This window comes from Nocardia sp. NRRL S-836, from assembly GCF_001279525.1.
Taxonomy (GTDB): domain Bacteria; phylum Actinomycetota; class Actinomycetes; order Mycobacteriales; family Pseudonocardiaceae; genus Lentzea.
The window spans coordinates 1-13,323 of record NZ_LGDY01000177.1; the positions used below are offsets into that span (position 1 = coordinate 1).

Consider the following 13,323-nt stretch of genomic DNA (forward strand, 5'->3'; position numbering starts at 1 on the left):
GCGGTGGCTCGCCAACGCGTTGATCGGCAGGGGGATCGCACGTTGTCAGGCGTTGCGGCTGGCCGAGGCCGACGCGGACTTCACGGCGGCGGAGTTGGCGTTGCGGGCGGCCGGGGAGGGTGGGCGGGTCGCGATGTGCCTGCACAACAGGGGGTTCGTGGCGATGCTGGCCGGTGACCTGCCGCTCGCCCTGCGGCGGTACGAGGCGGCGGCGCGGGCCGGGCTCGACTCTGGCAGCCGGCCGGAGGCGCTGGTCGACCGGGCGGAGGCGTTGCTCGCGGCGGGGCTGGACGAGGAGGCGCGGCGGGTGCTGGAGCCGGCGCTCGCGTTGTTGCGGCGGTGCAACCGGAGGTCGCCGGAGGCGGTGCTGCTCGGGGCGCGGTGCGCGTTGCGCAGAGGGGACGTCGCCGAGGCGTTGAAGCTCTACCGCAGGGCGGGCAGGCCGGACAGCGAGCTGATGCTGGCCGCCGGTGAGGTCGATGCCGTTGCTGCACAACGGTTTCGCGGCCCGGCGCGGACCAGGGCGCTGGGGTGGCTCGCGCAGGCCAGGCGATCGGACCGGCGGGGTGCGCTGGCGGCGTGCCGTGCGGGGTTGCGGGTGCTCGACCAGGACGGGGCCGGGCTCGCCGACGAGTGGGTGCGGCGGGAGCTGACCGGGGTCGCGCTCGACCTGGCCACGACGCCGCGCGAGGTGCTGCGGTGGGGTGAACGACACCGCCGCAGCTACCCGTCACCGTTGCCGCCCAACGATCCCGCGCTCGCCACGGCGTTGACGAGGCTGCGGCGGGCTCGGGCGCTCGGCGGGCCGGTCGAGGTGCTGGAACGGGACATCCGCCGGCTCACCGTCGCCGCCGAACCGCGGGTACCGGCCGGCGAACCGGTGCCGGAAGGTCTGCCGGTGGTCAGCTTCATCGTCCACAGAGGACGGATGCTGGCCGTCACGCCGACGGAGGTCCGCACGGTGCAGGAGCCGGACGCGCTGGTCGCCGCGGCCCGGCTTGCGGTGCGGGCGGGGCGGAGCGTCGACACCGACCTGCTGCCGGAAACGGACGAGGTCGTGGTGGTGCCGGACGGGGTGCTGCACGGCATGCCGTGGGCCGCGCTCCGGCCGAGGGTGCACGTGCTTCCTGGGCTGGACCGCTGGCGACCGCCACGCCACAACGACCGCAGGGTGTGGGTCGCCGGGCCGGACCTGGCGCACGAGGAGGTGACCGCCCTGCGGGCGGAGCACGGTGGCGTACTGCTCGGGTCCACTGTGGACGAAGTGCTGCGCGGCCTGGAAGGCGCCGGGGTCGCGCACATCGCCGCGCACGGCCGCGTGAACACCGAGAACCCGTTGTTCTCCCACCTGGAGCTCGCCGACGGGCCGCTCTACGGCTACGACCTCGCGCGCATCGAGAACCCGCCCGAGGTCGTCGTCCTGTCGGCCTGCGAGTCCGGCCTGGCGCGGGCGTTCCTCGACGCGGGCACCAGGGCGGTGATCGCCGGCGTGCTCCCCGTCCCGGAACAGCGGCTCGGTGAGGCCATGGCGGCGGTGCACCGGCGGATCGACCACCCCGCCGAGGCCGCACGGGCCGTCGCCCACCTCGGGTTCAGCTGCTACGGCACCGGGACCAGGGTGGCGGCGTGCAGCGCGGCGGCGAACGACGTGCCGGTGCACAGCGACTGCGTGGAGCCGACCGTGGCCGGCACGTCCACGCCCTCGGCGATGACGTTCACCCACGAGCCGTGACCGGAGAACGGGGCCGCCGCACCGACCGCGGTCACGTCGGGCAGGGCTGCGGGCCACCACGGCCGGTCGGAGCCGCCGTTGCCCGCGGCGGCGACGACGGTGCGCCCGCAGTCGGCCAGGACGGGCGGGCAGGCGTCGTCGAACGTGTAGGTGCCGGAGGCGACGAGCACCACGGGCAGCGAGCGGGTGGCGCGCAGGGCGGCGGCGAGGACGAGGTCGGAGCCGAAGCCCGACGGCGTCAGCACCGGGAACGGGCGGACGGCGGCGCCGTGGTGCCGCAGCACACCGGCGACCAACGCGCCGTGCGGGGCGTCGAGAGGAGTGTCCAGCAACGCGACCGAGCCCTCGCCGCGCAACGACGGCAGGTGGCCGCCGATGACCGGCCGGGAGGTGCCGATCATGATCGGGCAGGCCAGGTGGACGTGGTGCGGGGTGGCACCGACCTCGCGGGCGATGTCAGCCACTCGCAGTGCATGCGCCGGCTTCACGTGCATCCGGATGGCCCCCGCAGCGATCTCCTCGTGGGAGTAGATTCCGCGCAAACGCTTGCGCACAGTGGGTGCATCCCTCGGGAGCACGACAAGTTCCCCCGAACGGAGCAGACACTCGTTCGGGCCGCCAGGATCATGCACGTGCACTGGGCCGAGGGCCTCAGACGCGTGATCGACCAGCTCAGAGAGGCTGTTGACCTGCTTCGGTGCGTCCACAGCGGACACGATCCCGCGCCCCGACACGCTCCACAGGGGAGCGAGACGCAAAGTCACTCGATCCGATGACGACACAGACGGTGTGCGTGCCTGACCAGGGCAACCCGGACAGCCGCACGTGACCGCCCTTCCGAGTGTTTTGTGGCCAGTTGGTTCGCAAAACCACTCACCGGTGCTAGACATTAGGTCAACGTCGACCTCCGACGGCGCTGTTGGCGTTGGCGGTGACCTGAACGGTGGACGGTGGTGATCCTGTGGCCGGTGGTGGAGCTGTCGCACTGCTGCTGCGGGCCGCTGCCCTCGGCGGGTTCACGGCCGCGGCCTGGCTGATGGGCGGCCACGTCGCCGCCGCCGGCCCGGAGCACACCGACGCGCCGCCCGCCGTGGAGATCACGGTCGAGGCACCGGCGCTGACCGCCTTCCAGTCGATCGAGCCCGCCGCACAGCCGTCGGCCGAGCCACAGATTGAGCCCGGCACGTTAACCGGCACCCCGGCGGAGCCGTCGACCGGAACCACGCCGCCCCTGACCGACTCCCCTGCCGAGCCCGCAGCCGCAACCCCGGCCGAGTCCCCGGCAGCACCCTCGACCGACTCCCCGACCGGCACCCTGGCGCTCGTCCAGGCCGAGGCACCGTCCGTCCCGGACAAGGCACCGGCCGACGGGCCCGAGGCGTTCGCGGCCGCGTTCGACGCCCCCGGCCTGTTCTACGACCCGGCCGGGTGGGCCACCGCGTTCACCACGTCCCTCGCCGAGCAGCACGAGCCGATCACGCACATCCCGGCCCCGGACGTCATCGCGCCGAACAGGCCGGAGGACCCGGCGGACGAGGACGACGACGGCCCGACGCTGGACTTCAGCGGCGGCTCGCACTCCAACTCCCGGTCCGGCACCATCTCCAACCGGGCGCCGCCCGAGGTGCTGAGGGCGAAGGCCCAGGCCCGTGCCGCCCGGCTGGCCGCGAAGGCCGCCGCCGCGCTCCCCGCACCAGCACCGCAGCCCGCACGGGCGCACGCCGTGGCCACGAAGAAGACCGGGCCACTGCTGCGCGACGCGTTCGTGCACACGGCGCCCCAGCCCGCACCGGCCGTTCAGGCCGACCTCACCTGGACCGAGCCCGGCCACGACGCGCCCATGCCGGCGCCGCAGCCCGCTCCGGTCACCGCGACGGCCTCCGCGTCGTCGAGCCCCACCGACAACTCCGGCGGCACGCGCGGCGTGCTCGCCGTTCTCGCGTCGCGCAACGAGCTGTTCCCGCCGGCCACGTGGTCGGTCGAGGAACGCCGCGACGGTCGGTCCCCCGGCAGCCTTCCCGGCCTGCCGAGCACGTCACCCGACTGAGTCGAACAGGACAGGTCTGTCCTCTGCGCGATTCGTGACCGTTCAGTTCCGTCGCGCCAGTAACTCCTCCACGTATTCCCCGTTGTACGCAAGGAACCCCCAGTCTTCCTGACCTGCCAACCGCGCCCTGGCAGGTCGGGTCTGGTCCGAGTGCCGCGCTGCCCCCGCAGCCTCGGACCGCACGGGAAACCTGCGGACGGGGGACGTCAAATCCCTGGGACGTCCCCCGCCGCAGGCCATCCGGTGGCAAGTTCGTCGGCCCGGCCTCCACCGCTGTGGGAGGCCGGGCCGACGTGTCTCACGCGACCGGTACCGCGAGGTCGGCGTCCGCCGGAAACCCGGTCCCCGCAACGGATGCAGCCACCACGCCCAAACGGGCTATCGCCTCGCGCAGCACTTCGGGCGACTGCGTGTAGGGCACTCGGAGCATCTGTTCGCACCCGCCGTGCACCGCCCATCGAGGACCTGGGACCAAACGAAGTCCGTGGTTCTGCGCCACCACGGCGATCCGGGTGCTCACCGGCGCGTCGAGCGTGCACCACAGCCCGAGCCCGCCTGCCGGGACCTTGAAGCTCCACTGTGGACAGTGCAGCGCCAGCGCCTCCGCCGCCACGTCGCGCTGAGCGGCGAACTCCAGTCGTCGTTGCCGCAGCACGGGTTCCGGATCCTTCAGCAGCTCGGCCATCACCAACTGCTCGAACACCGGCGTGCCGAGGTCGATGGCCGCCCGCGTGGACATGAGGCGGTGCACGATCTCCGCGGACGCACGGATCCACCCGACGCGCAGTCCACCCCAGTGCGACTTGCTCGCCGATCCCAGCGTCACGACCAGATCCCCGCCGAACGCCGCCATCGGCAACGGCATCGGCTCGTCGGACAGCGACAGCTCGACCAGCGTCTCGTCCACGACGACCGGCGTGTGCGCCTTGCGCAGCGCGGCGGCGAGCGCCTCCCGTCCGGCGGAGGGCAGCAGCGCCCCGGTCGGGTTCTGGAAGTCCGGGATCAGGTAGGCCAGCCGGGGGCCCGCCTGCCGCAGCGCCGCCTCGTAGGCGTCGACCTCCCAGCCGTCGTCCGTCATCGGCACCGGCACGGGGATCGCCGATGCCGCCCGGACCGCCTCCAGCGCGTTGGGGTAGGTCGGCTGCTCCACGAGCACCCGGTCGCCCGGCCCGGCGAACAGGCGCAGCGCCAGCGCCCACGCGTGCTGCGCGCCCGACGTGACCACGATCTGCTCCGCGGAGGTCGGCAGTCCCCTCGCGGTGTACCGGTCGGCGATCGCCTGGCGCAGCACGGGCAGGCCGCGCTCGTGGTACCCGTGCGACATCAGGTGCTCGGGCATCTGCGTCATCGCCGCGGACATCGCCTGGCGCAGCCCGGTGTGCGCGGGTGGCGCGCACCGGGTCAGGTCGATCAACGTGTCGTCACCGCCGACGATCCCGCCGCCGCCCCCGATCGGACCGTTGATCCACGACCCCGCGCCGCGCCGCGACGCCACCAACCCTTCGTCGCGCAGCTGGTCGAGCGCGGCCGTGATCGTCGTCCGGCTCACCGGGAGCGCCTCGGTCAGCTCGCGCTCGGACGGCAGCCGGGTGCCGACCGGCAGCCGGCCGTCGGCCACGAGCAGCCGGATCGCGGTGGCGAGGTCGGCCGAGCCCTGCCGGGCACCCAGCTTGCGCCACGATCCGAGCAGCCGGGCCAGTCGAGCACCCGATATCCGTCCACCTGGTGGGAGCATGAGGCCAATTATCCGGAATTGGCTATGGATTACCAGGCCAATCGCGGCTCAGTATGGCCACATGGCCTCGCCCACCGCACTCCACCAGGTCTCCGTGACCGTCTCACCCGTCCGCCGGCTCCCCCAGCTCGTGGGAGGGCTGTGGCTCTACGGCGCGAGCATGGCCTTGCAGATCCGCGCGACCCTCGGCCTGAACCCGTGGGACGTGCTGCACGAGGGTCTGGCCGAACGCACCGGGCTGAGCTTCGGCCTGATCACCGCCATCACCGGCGTGGCCGTGCTCCTGCTGTGGATCCCGCTGCGGCAGAAACCCGGTGTCGGCACGATCGCGAACGTCGTCGTGATCGCGGTCGCCGTCGACGCCACGCTCGCGATCCTGCCCGCCCCGCAGGGACTTCTGCCGCGGATCGTCTTCCTGACCCTCGGCATCGTGCTGAACGCGGTCGCGTTCGCCGCCTACGTGGGCTCGCGACTCGGACCGGGCCCGCGCGACGGCATGGTGACCGGTTTCTGCCGTCGCACGGGCGTGTCCCTGCGGGTGGTCCGCACCGTCATCGAGCTGCTGGTGCTCGGCACCGGCTGGCTGCTCGGCGGCACCGTCGGCATCGGCACGATCCTGTACGCGCTCGGGATCGGCCCGCTGTCGCAGCTGTTCCTGCCGCACCTCACGTGGCGCGAGCGCTCGCAGCCCGTTTCCTGATCTCCGCGTAGTCGACCCCGCGCTCGGCCAGCACCTCGGCCACGATTCCCCTGCCCTGCAACAGCGCCAGCACGAGGTGCTCGTCGCCCAGGAAGTCGTGGCCGAGGTCGCGGGCCTCGCGCAGGCTGTTCTCCAGCGCCTTCTTGAAGGCGGGCTCCAGTGGCAGCCCGAACCACCGCCGCCGCGGGCCCGGCCGCAACGCACCGGTGCCGAGCGACTGCTCGACCGAGTCGATCACTTGGTCGACGTCGATCCCCAAGCCCCGCAACGCTTCCGCGTCCGCCTTGGTCAGCCCGCCCTTGCGCCGGTAGTCGCGGAACGCCGCCTCCAGCTCGTCACGCGGCAGGTCGAACCCGTGCAGTACCGGCGCGTCGAGCAACGCCAGCAGCAGGTGCTCCACGCCGACCTCGCCGGCGTGCACCCGTTCCGCGTCCGCGACCGCCTTCTTCACGGCCTCGCGCGCCTGTTTCGTGAACCGCTCCGCGATCATCATCGTCCCCCGTGCTTCTTGTGCACCGCCTGGCGGGACACCCCGAGCTCCGCCGCGATGTCCTGCCACGACCAGCCCTGCGCCCGCGCACTGCGGACCTGGGCCGCTTCCAGGTGTTCGAGCAGTCGCCGCAACGCGCTGACGGCCCGCAACCCGACCTTCGGGTCGCGATCCCCAGCCGCTGTGGCGAGATCCGTCGCTTCCGTCATGCTGTCAACGTACGTTGACAATCCGCATCCGTCAACCATAGTTGACACGTACGGTGGGGGCGTGGTGATCGAGACCGCCGAACAGGGCGCTCCGGGGCGCAGCACCGAAGACCGGATCCGCGTGCTGCCCAACGCGGTCGTGGTGCTGGACGGCGTCACCTCACGCCGGCCGCCCGACCGCAACGGCGGCTGGTACGCCACGCAGCTCGCCGACGAGCTAGGTCGACTGCTGGACGCCGAGACCGCGCTGACCGACCTCCTCGCCCAGGCGATCGCGAACCTGGCCGAACGGCACGACCTCGTCCCCGGCGACTCACCGGCCGCCACCGCGGCGATCGTGCGGTGGAACGACGAGAAGATCGACGCGCTCGTCCTGTGCGACACCCCGGTCGTCGCGTTCGGACGGACGACCGAGGTGGTCGAGGACACCCGGCTGGCGGACCTGCGACCGGACCCGGACATCCTGCGGTGGAAGAACAAGCCGGGTGGCTACTGGGTGGCGGAGGCCGATCCCGAGGCGGGACGGCAGGCGCTGACCGCGAGCTGGCCGCGTTCAGCGGTCGAGAAGGTGGTCGTCGCCACCGACGGTGTCTCGTGTGGAGTGTCCGAGTACGGACTGTTCTCCTGGGAAGAGCTCGCGGAGCTGCCACTGGCCGATGCCCTCGACCGAATTCGCGCGGCGGAACGCGGTGATCCGGAACACACCCGGTGGCCGCGCTACAAAACGCACGACGACCAGGCGATCGCCCGGCTGCGGCTGTGAGAGGGGGCGCCCGTCTTTCCTCTGCGGATGAGCGCAAAACGAAAGAAGCCCCGCGATGGTCGCGAGGCTTCTTTCGAAGAAGGATGGCCAGGGGCGGGGTCGAACCGCCGACCTACCGCTTTTCAGGCGGTCGCTCGTACCAACTGAGCTACCTGGCCATGAGACTGAAGAAAAGCGACCCAGACGGGACTCGAACCCGCGACCTTCGCCGTGACAGGGCGACGCGCTAACCAACTGCGCCACTGGGCCTTGCTCTTGCTGCCTTGCAGATCGTACCTTACTGCATCATCTTGCTTTACTGCGTGCCCCCAACGGGATTCGAACCCGCGCGACCGCCTTGAAAGGGCGGGATCCTAGGCCGCTAGATGATGGGGACTAGCTGGTCTCTGGAAGCATCGTAAGCATATGACATAGGTCCGCGCACCTCCAAAACGGGGTCCCACTTATGCTCTGACCTGCCCAAACCGTTCGAAGAAGCCGTCTGGACGAGCGCGCGTTCCGATCTTCGCGAGGGCCCGTGAAACGACAAAGGCCAGCTCAACGGCCGAATGGGTCGTGAACCCGGCCTGAACCGGGTGCCGCAAGGGATCTTGTGTGACCTGGGTAACTCGTCAGAGGTCGTCCGCGGCGCTCAGCCAGGCGTCGTTCGCGACGGAGGGCAGCACCAGCCCGAGCACCTCGCGCAGCCGGCCGGGGAAGTCGGCGCACCGGGTGGTCGCCGAGGAGATCAGCCGGGCCCCGAGCGCGGCACCGGAGAGCGTCCGCGCCACCGCCTCCGGGTCGACGCCCTCGCGCAGGTGGCCGCACTCGCCCGCCTCCGCCACGTAGGCGGCGATCATCTTCTCCCACATGAGGTGCGAGTTCGGCACGCCCGGATAGCCGACCTCGCGGTCGGCGGTCAGCCGCACGCCCGCGCGCAGCACGACGTCGCCCGCCATCCGGTCGGCGGACTCCACGATCATGCCGATGAGCGTGTGCAACGGGTCCAGGCCGCGCTCGCCCCACCGTTGCCGCAGCTCCACCCACAGGTCGTGCTGGTAGGCGATCAGCGCGCCGGCGACGGCTTCCTTGGACGCGAAGTGGAAGTAGAACGCGCCCTTGGTCAGCCCGGCACGCGCGAGCACGGCGGTCAGCGACGTGCGGTCGTAGCCGAGCCGGTCGAACTCCTGCGCCGCGGCGCGGAGAATCGCCTCCCGTGTCGCATACGCCCGATCCTGCTGGGGCATGGCTCCAGGTTAGTCGTTGCCGCTAAAGAGACCGGTGGGTATGTTTCGAGATGCGGCCCTGGTTCGAGACGCGCTCCGGGGGGTGCGCGCCTCGCTCAGGGCCGCTTCTGCTCTGCCGTACCCGCCTACCGCTGGACCTGTGGCGCCCCGCCGTCCTCGCCGGGTGACAACCCCAGCATGTCGAGCAGCATCCTGCAGTCCTCGGTGCCCAGGGCGCTGCGCGCGACAGCGAGCCGCGCCCGGTGGACCTGTTCGTCGGAGATCCGCGAGGGCTCTCCGCTGCGCTGGGCCGGCACGCTGGGGCCGCCCTGCCTCTGCATGCCGTCGTCCTGCGTCCACAGGAACTTGCGCACTTCCAGTGACCCGCTCATGAGTGGCCCTCCCCGACTTGAGGTTGGCGCGAGGCTAAGCGACCTGGGACAACGGCCGCAGCCCCCCGCAGAGTGATTCCACCAACACCCAGCGTTACTTTCCGTACAGGTGTGCTGCGTGACTGCCGGGGAGCTCACCAGTGGAAGATGGACCGATGACCGACCCCACGCCGGAGCCTTCCCCCGATGCAGAGGGCCAAAACGCGCATCACACCCCGGAACCGCAGCTCGGGAACGTCCCGCCGGCGCCGGACCCCGAGGAGATCCTGAAGGCCATCAGCGGGATCAACCTGGAGACCATCGACGCCGACATCGAGTCCGCGTTCGGCGCCCGGATGGCCCAGCTGGACGAGATGCTCGCCGGCCTCGACTCGCTGGTGAACAAGATCGAACAGGACATCCAGAACCTGGACCAGCCGAAACCCGACGGTCCTCAGTAGAGCGCCATACCCTGGGTGGGTATCATCGGGGTCCCGATCGAGAGGAAGGGACCCCCATGTCCGTCACTGCCACCTACACCGTCACCGGCATGACCTGCGGCCACTGCGTCAGCTCGGTCACCGAGGAACTCTCCGAGGTCACCGGCGTGACCGGCGTCGACGTGGTGCTGGAGACCGGCGCGGTGACCGTCACCAGCGACCGCGAGCTCGACCGGGCCGAGGTCGTCGCCGCCGTGACCGAGGCCGGGTACCAGGTCGCCTGATGACCACCACCGAGCCGCGCCACGTCGAGCTCAGCATCAGCGGCATGACGTGCGCCTCGTGCGCGCGGCGGGTGGAGCGCAAGCTGAACCGGCTCGACGGCGTCCGCGCCACCGTGAACTACGCGACCGAGAAGGCCAGCGTCCGGTTCCCGGTGGGGATGCGCGTGGACGACCTGGTGTCGACCGTGCGCGCGGCGGGGTACGACGCCGCGGAGCCGCGGCAGGAGCCCGCCGACCACGACGCCGGTGACCTGCGGCTGAGGTTCGTGCTGGCGGCCGCGCTGGGCGCGCCGGTGATCGCGTTCTCGATGGTCCCCGCCTGGCAGTTCCCCACCTGGCAGTGGGTGTCGCTGGCGCTCGCGAGCGTCGTCGTGTGGGTGTGCGGCTGGCCGTTCCACCGTGCGGCGGCGGTCAACCTGAGGCACGGCGCCGGCACGATGGACACCCTCGTGTCGCTGGGCGTCACGGTCTCGTACCTGTGGTCACTGCACGCGCTGGTGTTCGGCACCGCCGGGACGATCGGCATGCGGCACGGGTTCAGCCTGCTGCCGCGGCCCGCGTCCACCGGCGACATCTACCTCGAGGTCGCGGTCGGCGTGACCGTGTTCCTGCTGCTGGGGCGCTGGCTGGAGGCCCGTTCCAAGCGCAGCGCGGGTGCCGCGCTGCGGGCGTTGCTGACGCTCGGCGCCAAGGACGTGGCGGTGCTGCGCGACGGCGTGGAGACCCGCGTTCCGGTCGGGCAGCTCCGGGTCGGCGAACGCTTCGTGGTCCGTCCGGGTGAGCGCATCGCCACGGACGGCGCAGTGGTCGAGGGCAGCTCGGCCGTGGACGCCTCGATGGTCACCGGCGAATCCGTGCCGATCGAGGTGCGGGAGGGCGCGGCGGTCGTCGGCGGCACGGTCAACGCGGGTGGCCGCCTGGTCGTCGAGGCCCGCTCGGTGGGCGCGGACACGCAGCTCGCGCGGATGGCCCGGCTGGTCGAACAGGCCCAGGCGGGCAAGGCCGACGTGCAACGGCTCGCGGACCGGGTTTCTGCCGTGTTCGTCCCGGTCGTCGCCGGGATCGCCGTGGTGGCGTTCGGCGCGTGGCTGCTCGCCGGCCGCCCGCTGGAGTTCGCGGTCACGGCGGCCGTGGCGGTGCTGGTGATCGCGTGCCCGTGCGCGCTGGGCCTCGCGACGCCGACGGCGTTGCTCGTGGGCACCGGCCGCGGCGCCCAGCTCGGGATCCTGGTGAAGGGCCCGGAGGTGCTGGAGTCGACGCGGCGCGTGGACACCGTGGTCCTCGACAAGACCGGGACCGTCACGACGGGCCGGTTGACGCTCGTCGACGTGATCCCGGCCGACGGCGTCTCCCGCGACGAGGTGCTGCTGTTCGCGGCGGCGGTCGAGAACGCGTCCGAACACCCCGTCGCGGCGGCGATCGTGCGCGAGATACCGGAACTGAGGCCCGTTTCCGACTTCGTGTCCACCGATGGCGTCGGTGTCAGCGGCGTGGTCGACGGCCGGCGCGTCGTCGTGGGGCGGCTGGGGAACGTCGAGCTGCCCGGCTCCTTGTCGGCGGCCGCGGTTGCACACGCCGCTCGCACGGTTGTCGCGGTTTCCTTTGATGACAAGGTCGTCGGACTCGTCGTCGTCGCGGACGCCGTGAAACCCACGTCCGCACAGGCTGTTCAGGACCTGCGCTCGCTGGGCCTGCGGCCTGTCCTGCTGACGGGAGACAACGCCACCGTGGCCGCCGCGGTCGCGCGCGAGGTCGGCATCGACGAGGTCATCGCCGACGTGCTGCCCGCCGGCAAAGTCGAAGCCGTGCGGAATCTCCAGGCACAGGGCCGAGTTGTGGCCATGGTCGGCGACGGCGTGAACGACGCGCCCGCCTTGGCGGCCGCGGACCTGGGGCTGGCCATGGGAACCGGCACCGACGCGGCCATCGAGGCGAGCGACCTGACCCTGGTGCGCGGCGACCTGCGCGTCGCGGCCGACGCCATCCGGTTGTCCCGCAAGACTTTGGGCACGATCAAGGGCAACCTCTTCTGGGCGTTCGCCTACAACGTCGCTGGACTCCCGCTCGCGGCGCTCGGACTGCTCAACCCGATGCTCGCGGGGGCCGCGATGGCCTTCAGCAGCGTGTTCGTGGTGACCAACAGCTTGCGACTGCGTCGATTCCGCCCATTGGCGACCCAAGAATCTTCTGCGCAACCTCTCCCGCGAGACCGCGTGCGCGTGCAACAATCCGATTGCTGACACACCCCCGGTCAGCGCCTGTGGAGATCCCCTCCGGCCCCCGCGTTCCTCCCCCTGGCGCGGGGGCCTCTCCTCGTCCTCTCCAAGGCTGCTCGGCTGACGCCTCGCCGCCTGGCCGTGGAGGTGTCTTCTGGGGGCCGAGCCCCCAGACCCCAGTCGGGGGCAAGCCCCCGAACCCCCGGAGTTGCCCGGCGTTGCCCGGCTCGCCGCACGTGGGGACCTTCCGGCCGCTCCTGTCGTACGAAGGCTCCGCGTGGCATCCCGAGGAGTACGAAGGCTCCCCGCGTGCGGCCCCAGGGCTTGCATCTCTAGGTGACTCAGGTCACAGGGGTTTGGGTTCCGTGACCGAGCCGTTATCGTGTTCCGGTGCCTATCGGATCCCTCGGACGCTCCAAGTCCGGCCGTCACCGCCCAGCGGACGAACCGCAGGAGACGACGCCCGACGAGGAGCTGACCTCTTACCTGGCCGCACTGGCCCCGGACTCGGACAACGAGACCACCGCCTCGGGCTTCGGCAACGCGCAGGTGTACCAGCTGCGCCTCCAGCTGATGGCCAACGAGCAGTTGAAGGAGCTCGCAGCAGAGCGCCAGACCTCCCCGCAGGCGCTCGCCACGGAGTGGGTCATGCAGCGACTGGAGTGGGAAGCGCGCCAGCGCGGCAACTAGCCCCCACGCAGTCCCGACACGAAGAAGGACCCTCGGCCGAGCCCGGCCGAGGGTCCTTCTCACGTACGACTAGCTGCGGCGAATCAGATCAGATGGCGCGGACGTTCTGGGCCTGCGGGCCCTTCGTGCCCTGACCGACCTCGAACTCCACGCGCTGGTTCTCCTCCAGGGTGCGGAAGCCCTGACCCTGGATCTCCGAGTAGTGGACGAAGACGTCAGCGCCGCCGTTGTCCTGGGCGATGAAGCCGAAGCCCTTTTCAGAGTTGAACCACTTGACAGTGCCCTGTGCCATGTACCTGCCTCCATCGCAGGAAAGCTTGGGGCTGCACCGTGCAACCCCGGCCGTCCCGGGGGCGTTCAGCTCGCTCGAATCGAGCGCACAGCACGCCCGCGTGTCGTTCCGCGAGCGTGTGAAGCACGAACACAGAAACCACGGCCTGC

Annotated in this window: 14 protein-coding genes and 3 tRNA genes; 8 read left to right on the top strand and 9 right to left on the bottom strand. The window is 71.4% G+C overall.

All coding sequences use genetic code 11. The features are described from left to right. A partial coding sequence (locus ADL03_RS43710; protein ID WP_157529792.1) for a CHAT domain-containing protein occupies positions 1-1,732 on the top strand: 1,732 nt, incomplete at its 5' end. Between the two features lie 961 nt (positions 1,733-2,693). Beyond that, positions 2,694-3,779: a hypothetical protein gene (locus tag ADL03_RS43720; protein ID WP_053739565.1), complete on the top strand. Its 1,086-nt coding sequence runs from the start codon at positions 2,694-2,696 to the stop codon at positions 3,777-3,779. A gap of 298 nt (positions 3,780-4,077) precedes the next feature. Here the strand turns inward: ADL03_RS43720 and ADL03_RS43725 are convergent, their stop codons facing one another. Continuing rightward, positions 4,078-5,514, bottom strand: coding sequence for a PLP-dependent aminotransferase family protein (locus tag ADL03_RS43725; protein WP_053739566.1), 1,437 nt, complete (start codon positions 5,512-5,514; stop codon positions 4,078-4,080). Positions 5,515-5,674: 160 nt separating this feature from the next. On the opposite strand from ADL03_RS43725, the gene ADL03_RS43730 reads away from it, so the two are divergent. Continuing rightward, complete coding sequence (locus tag ADL03_RS43730; protein ID WP_231642870.1) at positions 5,675-6,214, top strand: YitT family protein; 540 nt, start codon at positions 5,675-5,677, stop codon at positions 6,212-6,214. Here the strand turns inward: ADL03_RS43730 and ADL03_RS43735 are convergent. Together ADL03_RS43735 and ADL03_RS43740 are read right to left on the bottom strand one after the other, a co-directional pair. Further along, entirely contained in the window at positions 6,180-6,707 is a 528-nt protein-coding gene (locus ADL03_RS43735) for a Clp protease N-terminal domain-containing protein (protein ID WP_197289176.1), read from the bottom strand. The two genes, ADL03_RS43730 and ADL03_RS43735, sit on opposite strands and share 35 nt — an antisense overlap. Then, entirely contained in the window at positions 6,704-6,913 is a 210-nt protein-coding gene (locus ADL03_RS43740) for a helix-turn-helix domain-containing protein (protein WP_030473166.1), read from the bottom strand. The genes ADL03_RS43735 and ADL03_RS43740 overlap by 4 nt, the downstream gene beginning before the upstream one ends. Positions 6,914-6,974: 61 nt before the next feature. On the opposite strand from ADL03_RS43740, the gene ADL03_RS43745 reads away from it, so the two are divergent. Continuing rightward, positions 6,975-7,676, top strand: coding sequence for a protein phosphatase 2C domain-containing protein (locus ADL03_RS43745; protein ID WP_053739568.1), 702 nt, complete (start codon positions 6,975-6,977; stop codon positions 7,674-7,676). Positions 7,677-7,760: 84 nt separating this feature from the next. On the opposite strand, the gene ADL03_RS43750 is transcribed toward ADL03_RS43745, so the two are convergent. From ADL03_RS43750 to ADL03_RS43770, 5 genes are all read right to left on the bottom strand, one after another. After that, a tRNA-Phe gene (locus ADL03_RS43750) sits at positions 7,761-7,834 on the bottom strand. A gap of 17 nt (positions 7,835-7,851) precedes the next feature. Continuing rightward, positions 7,852-7,925: transfer RNA gene (locus tag ADL03_RS43755), tRNA-Asp, on the bottom strand. Positions 7,926-7,979: 54 nt separating this feature from the next. Continuing rightward, positions 7,980-8,052, bottom strand: a tRNA-Glu gene (locus ADL03_RS43760). 235 nt (positions 8,053-8,287) lie between these two features. Further along, positions 8,288-8,902, bottom strand: a complete 615-nt coding sequence (locus tag ADL03_RS43765; protein WP_053739569.1) for a ScbR family autoregulator-binding transcription factor — start codon at positions 8,900-8,902, stop codon at positions 8,288-8,290. Between the two features lie 125 nt (positions 8,903-9,027). Continuing rightward, entirely contained in the window at positions 9,028-9,273 is a 246-nt protein-coding gene (locus tag ADL03_RS43770; RefSeq protein ID WP_053739570.1) for a hypothetical protein, read from the bottom strand. 155 nt (positions 9,274-9,428) lie between these two features. On the opposite strand from ADL03_RS43770, the gene ADL03_RS43775 reads away from it, so the two are divergent. From ADL03_RS43775 to ADL03_RS43790, 4 genes are all read left to right on the top strand, one after another. Further along, positions 9,429-9,713 carry a hypothetical protein gene (locus ADL03_RS43775; protein ID WP_053739571.1) on the top strand — a complete coding sequence of 95 codons (285 nt, stop codon included), beginning with the start codon at positions 9,429-9,431 and terminating at the stop codon, positions 9,711-9,713. Positions 9,714-9,769: 56 nt separating this feature from the next. Beyond that, positions 9,770-9,976 carry a heavy-metal-associated domain-containing protein gene (locus ADL03_RS43780; protein ID WP_053739572.1) on the top strand — a complete coding sequence of 69 codons (207 nt, stop codon included), beginning with the start codon at positions 9,770-9,772 and terminating at the stop codon, positions 9,974-9,976. Then, positions 9,976-12,216, top strand: a complete 2,241-nt coding sequence (locus tag ADL03_RS43785) for a cation-translocating P-type ATPase (protein ID WP_082374065.1) — start codon at positions 9,976-9,978, stop codon at positions 12,214-12,216. The genes ADL03_RS43780 and ADL03_RS43785 overlap by 1 nt, the downstream gene beginning before the upstream one ends. A gap of 366 nt (positions 12,217-12,582) precedes the next feature. Then, on the top strand, positions 12,583-12,882 hold the full coding sequence (locus ADL03_RS43790) for a hypothetical protein (RefSeq protein WP_053739573.1): 300 nt from the start codon (positions 12,583-12,585) through the stop codon (positions 12,880-12,882). Between the two features lie 88 nt (positions 12,883-12,970). On the opposite strand, the gene ADL03_RS43795 is transcribed toward ADL03_RS43790, so the two are convergent. Further along, a complete protein-coding gene (locus ADL03_RS43795; protein ID WP_030473173.1) occupies positions 12,971-13,174 on the bottom strand; it encodes a cold-shock protein in 204 nt (67 codons plus the stop codon). Positions 13,175-13,323: the final 149 nt, after the last annotated feature.

Coding starts and splice junctions, on each gene's coding strand:
- ADL03_RS43780 (WP_053739572.1), top strand. CDS start 9,770: ATGTCCGTCACTGCCACCTACACCGTCACCGGCATGACCTGCGGCCAC.
- ADL03_RS43785 (WP_082374065.1), top strand. CDS start 9,976: ATGACCACCACCGAGCCGCGCCACGTCGAGCTCAGCATCAGCGGCATG.
- ADL03_RS43795 (WP_030473173.1), bottom strand. CDS start 13,174: ATGGCACAGGGCACTGTCAAGTGGTTCAACTCTGAAAAGGGCTTCGGC.
- ADL03_RS43730 (WP_231642870.1), top strand. CDS start 5,675: ATGGCCTTGCAGATCCGCGCGACCCTCGGCCTGAACCCGTGGGACGTG.
- ADL03_RS43735 (WP_197289176.1), bottom strand. CDS start 6,707: ATGATGATCGCGGAGCGGTTCACGAAACAGGCGCGCGAGGCCGTGAAG.
- ADL03_RS43770 (WP_053739570.1), bottom strand. CDS start 9,273: ATGAGCGGGTCACTGGAAGTGCGCAAGTTCCTGTGGACGCAGGACGAC.
- ADL03_RS43725 (WP_053739566.1), bottom strand. CDS start 5,514: ATGCTCCCACCAGGTGGACGGATATCGGGTGCTCGACTGGCCCGGCTG.
- ADL03_RS43775 (WP_053739571.1), top strand. CDS start 9,429: ATGACCGACCCCACGCCGGAGCCTTCCCCCGATGCAGAGGGCCAAAAC.
- ADL03_RS43740 (WP_030473166.1), bottom strand. CDS start 6,913: ATGACGGAAGCGACGGATCTCGCCACAGCGGCTGGGGATCGCGACCCG.
- ADL03_RS43765 (WP_053739569.1), bottom strand. CDS start 8,902: ATGCCCCAGCAGGATCGGGCGTATGCGACACGGGAGGCGATTCTCCGC.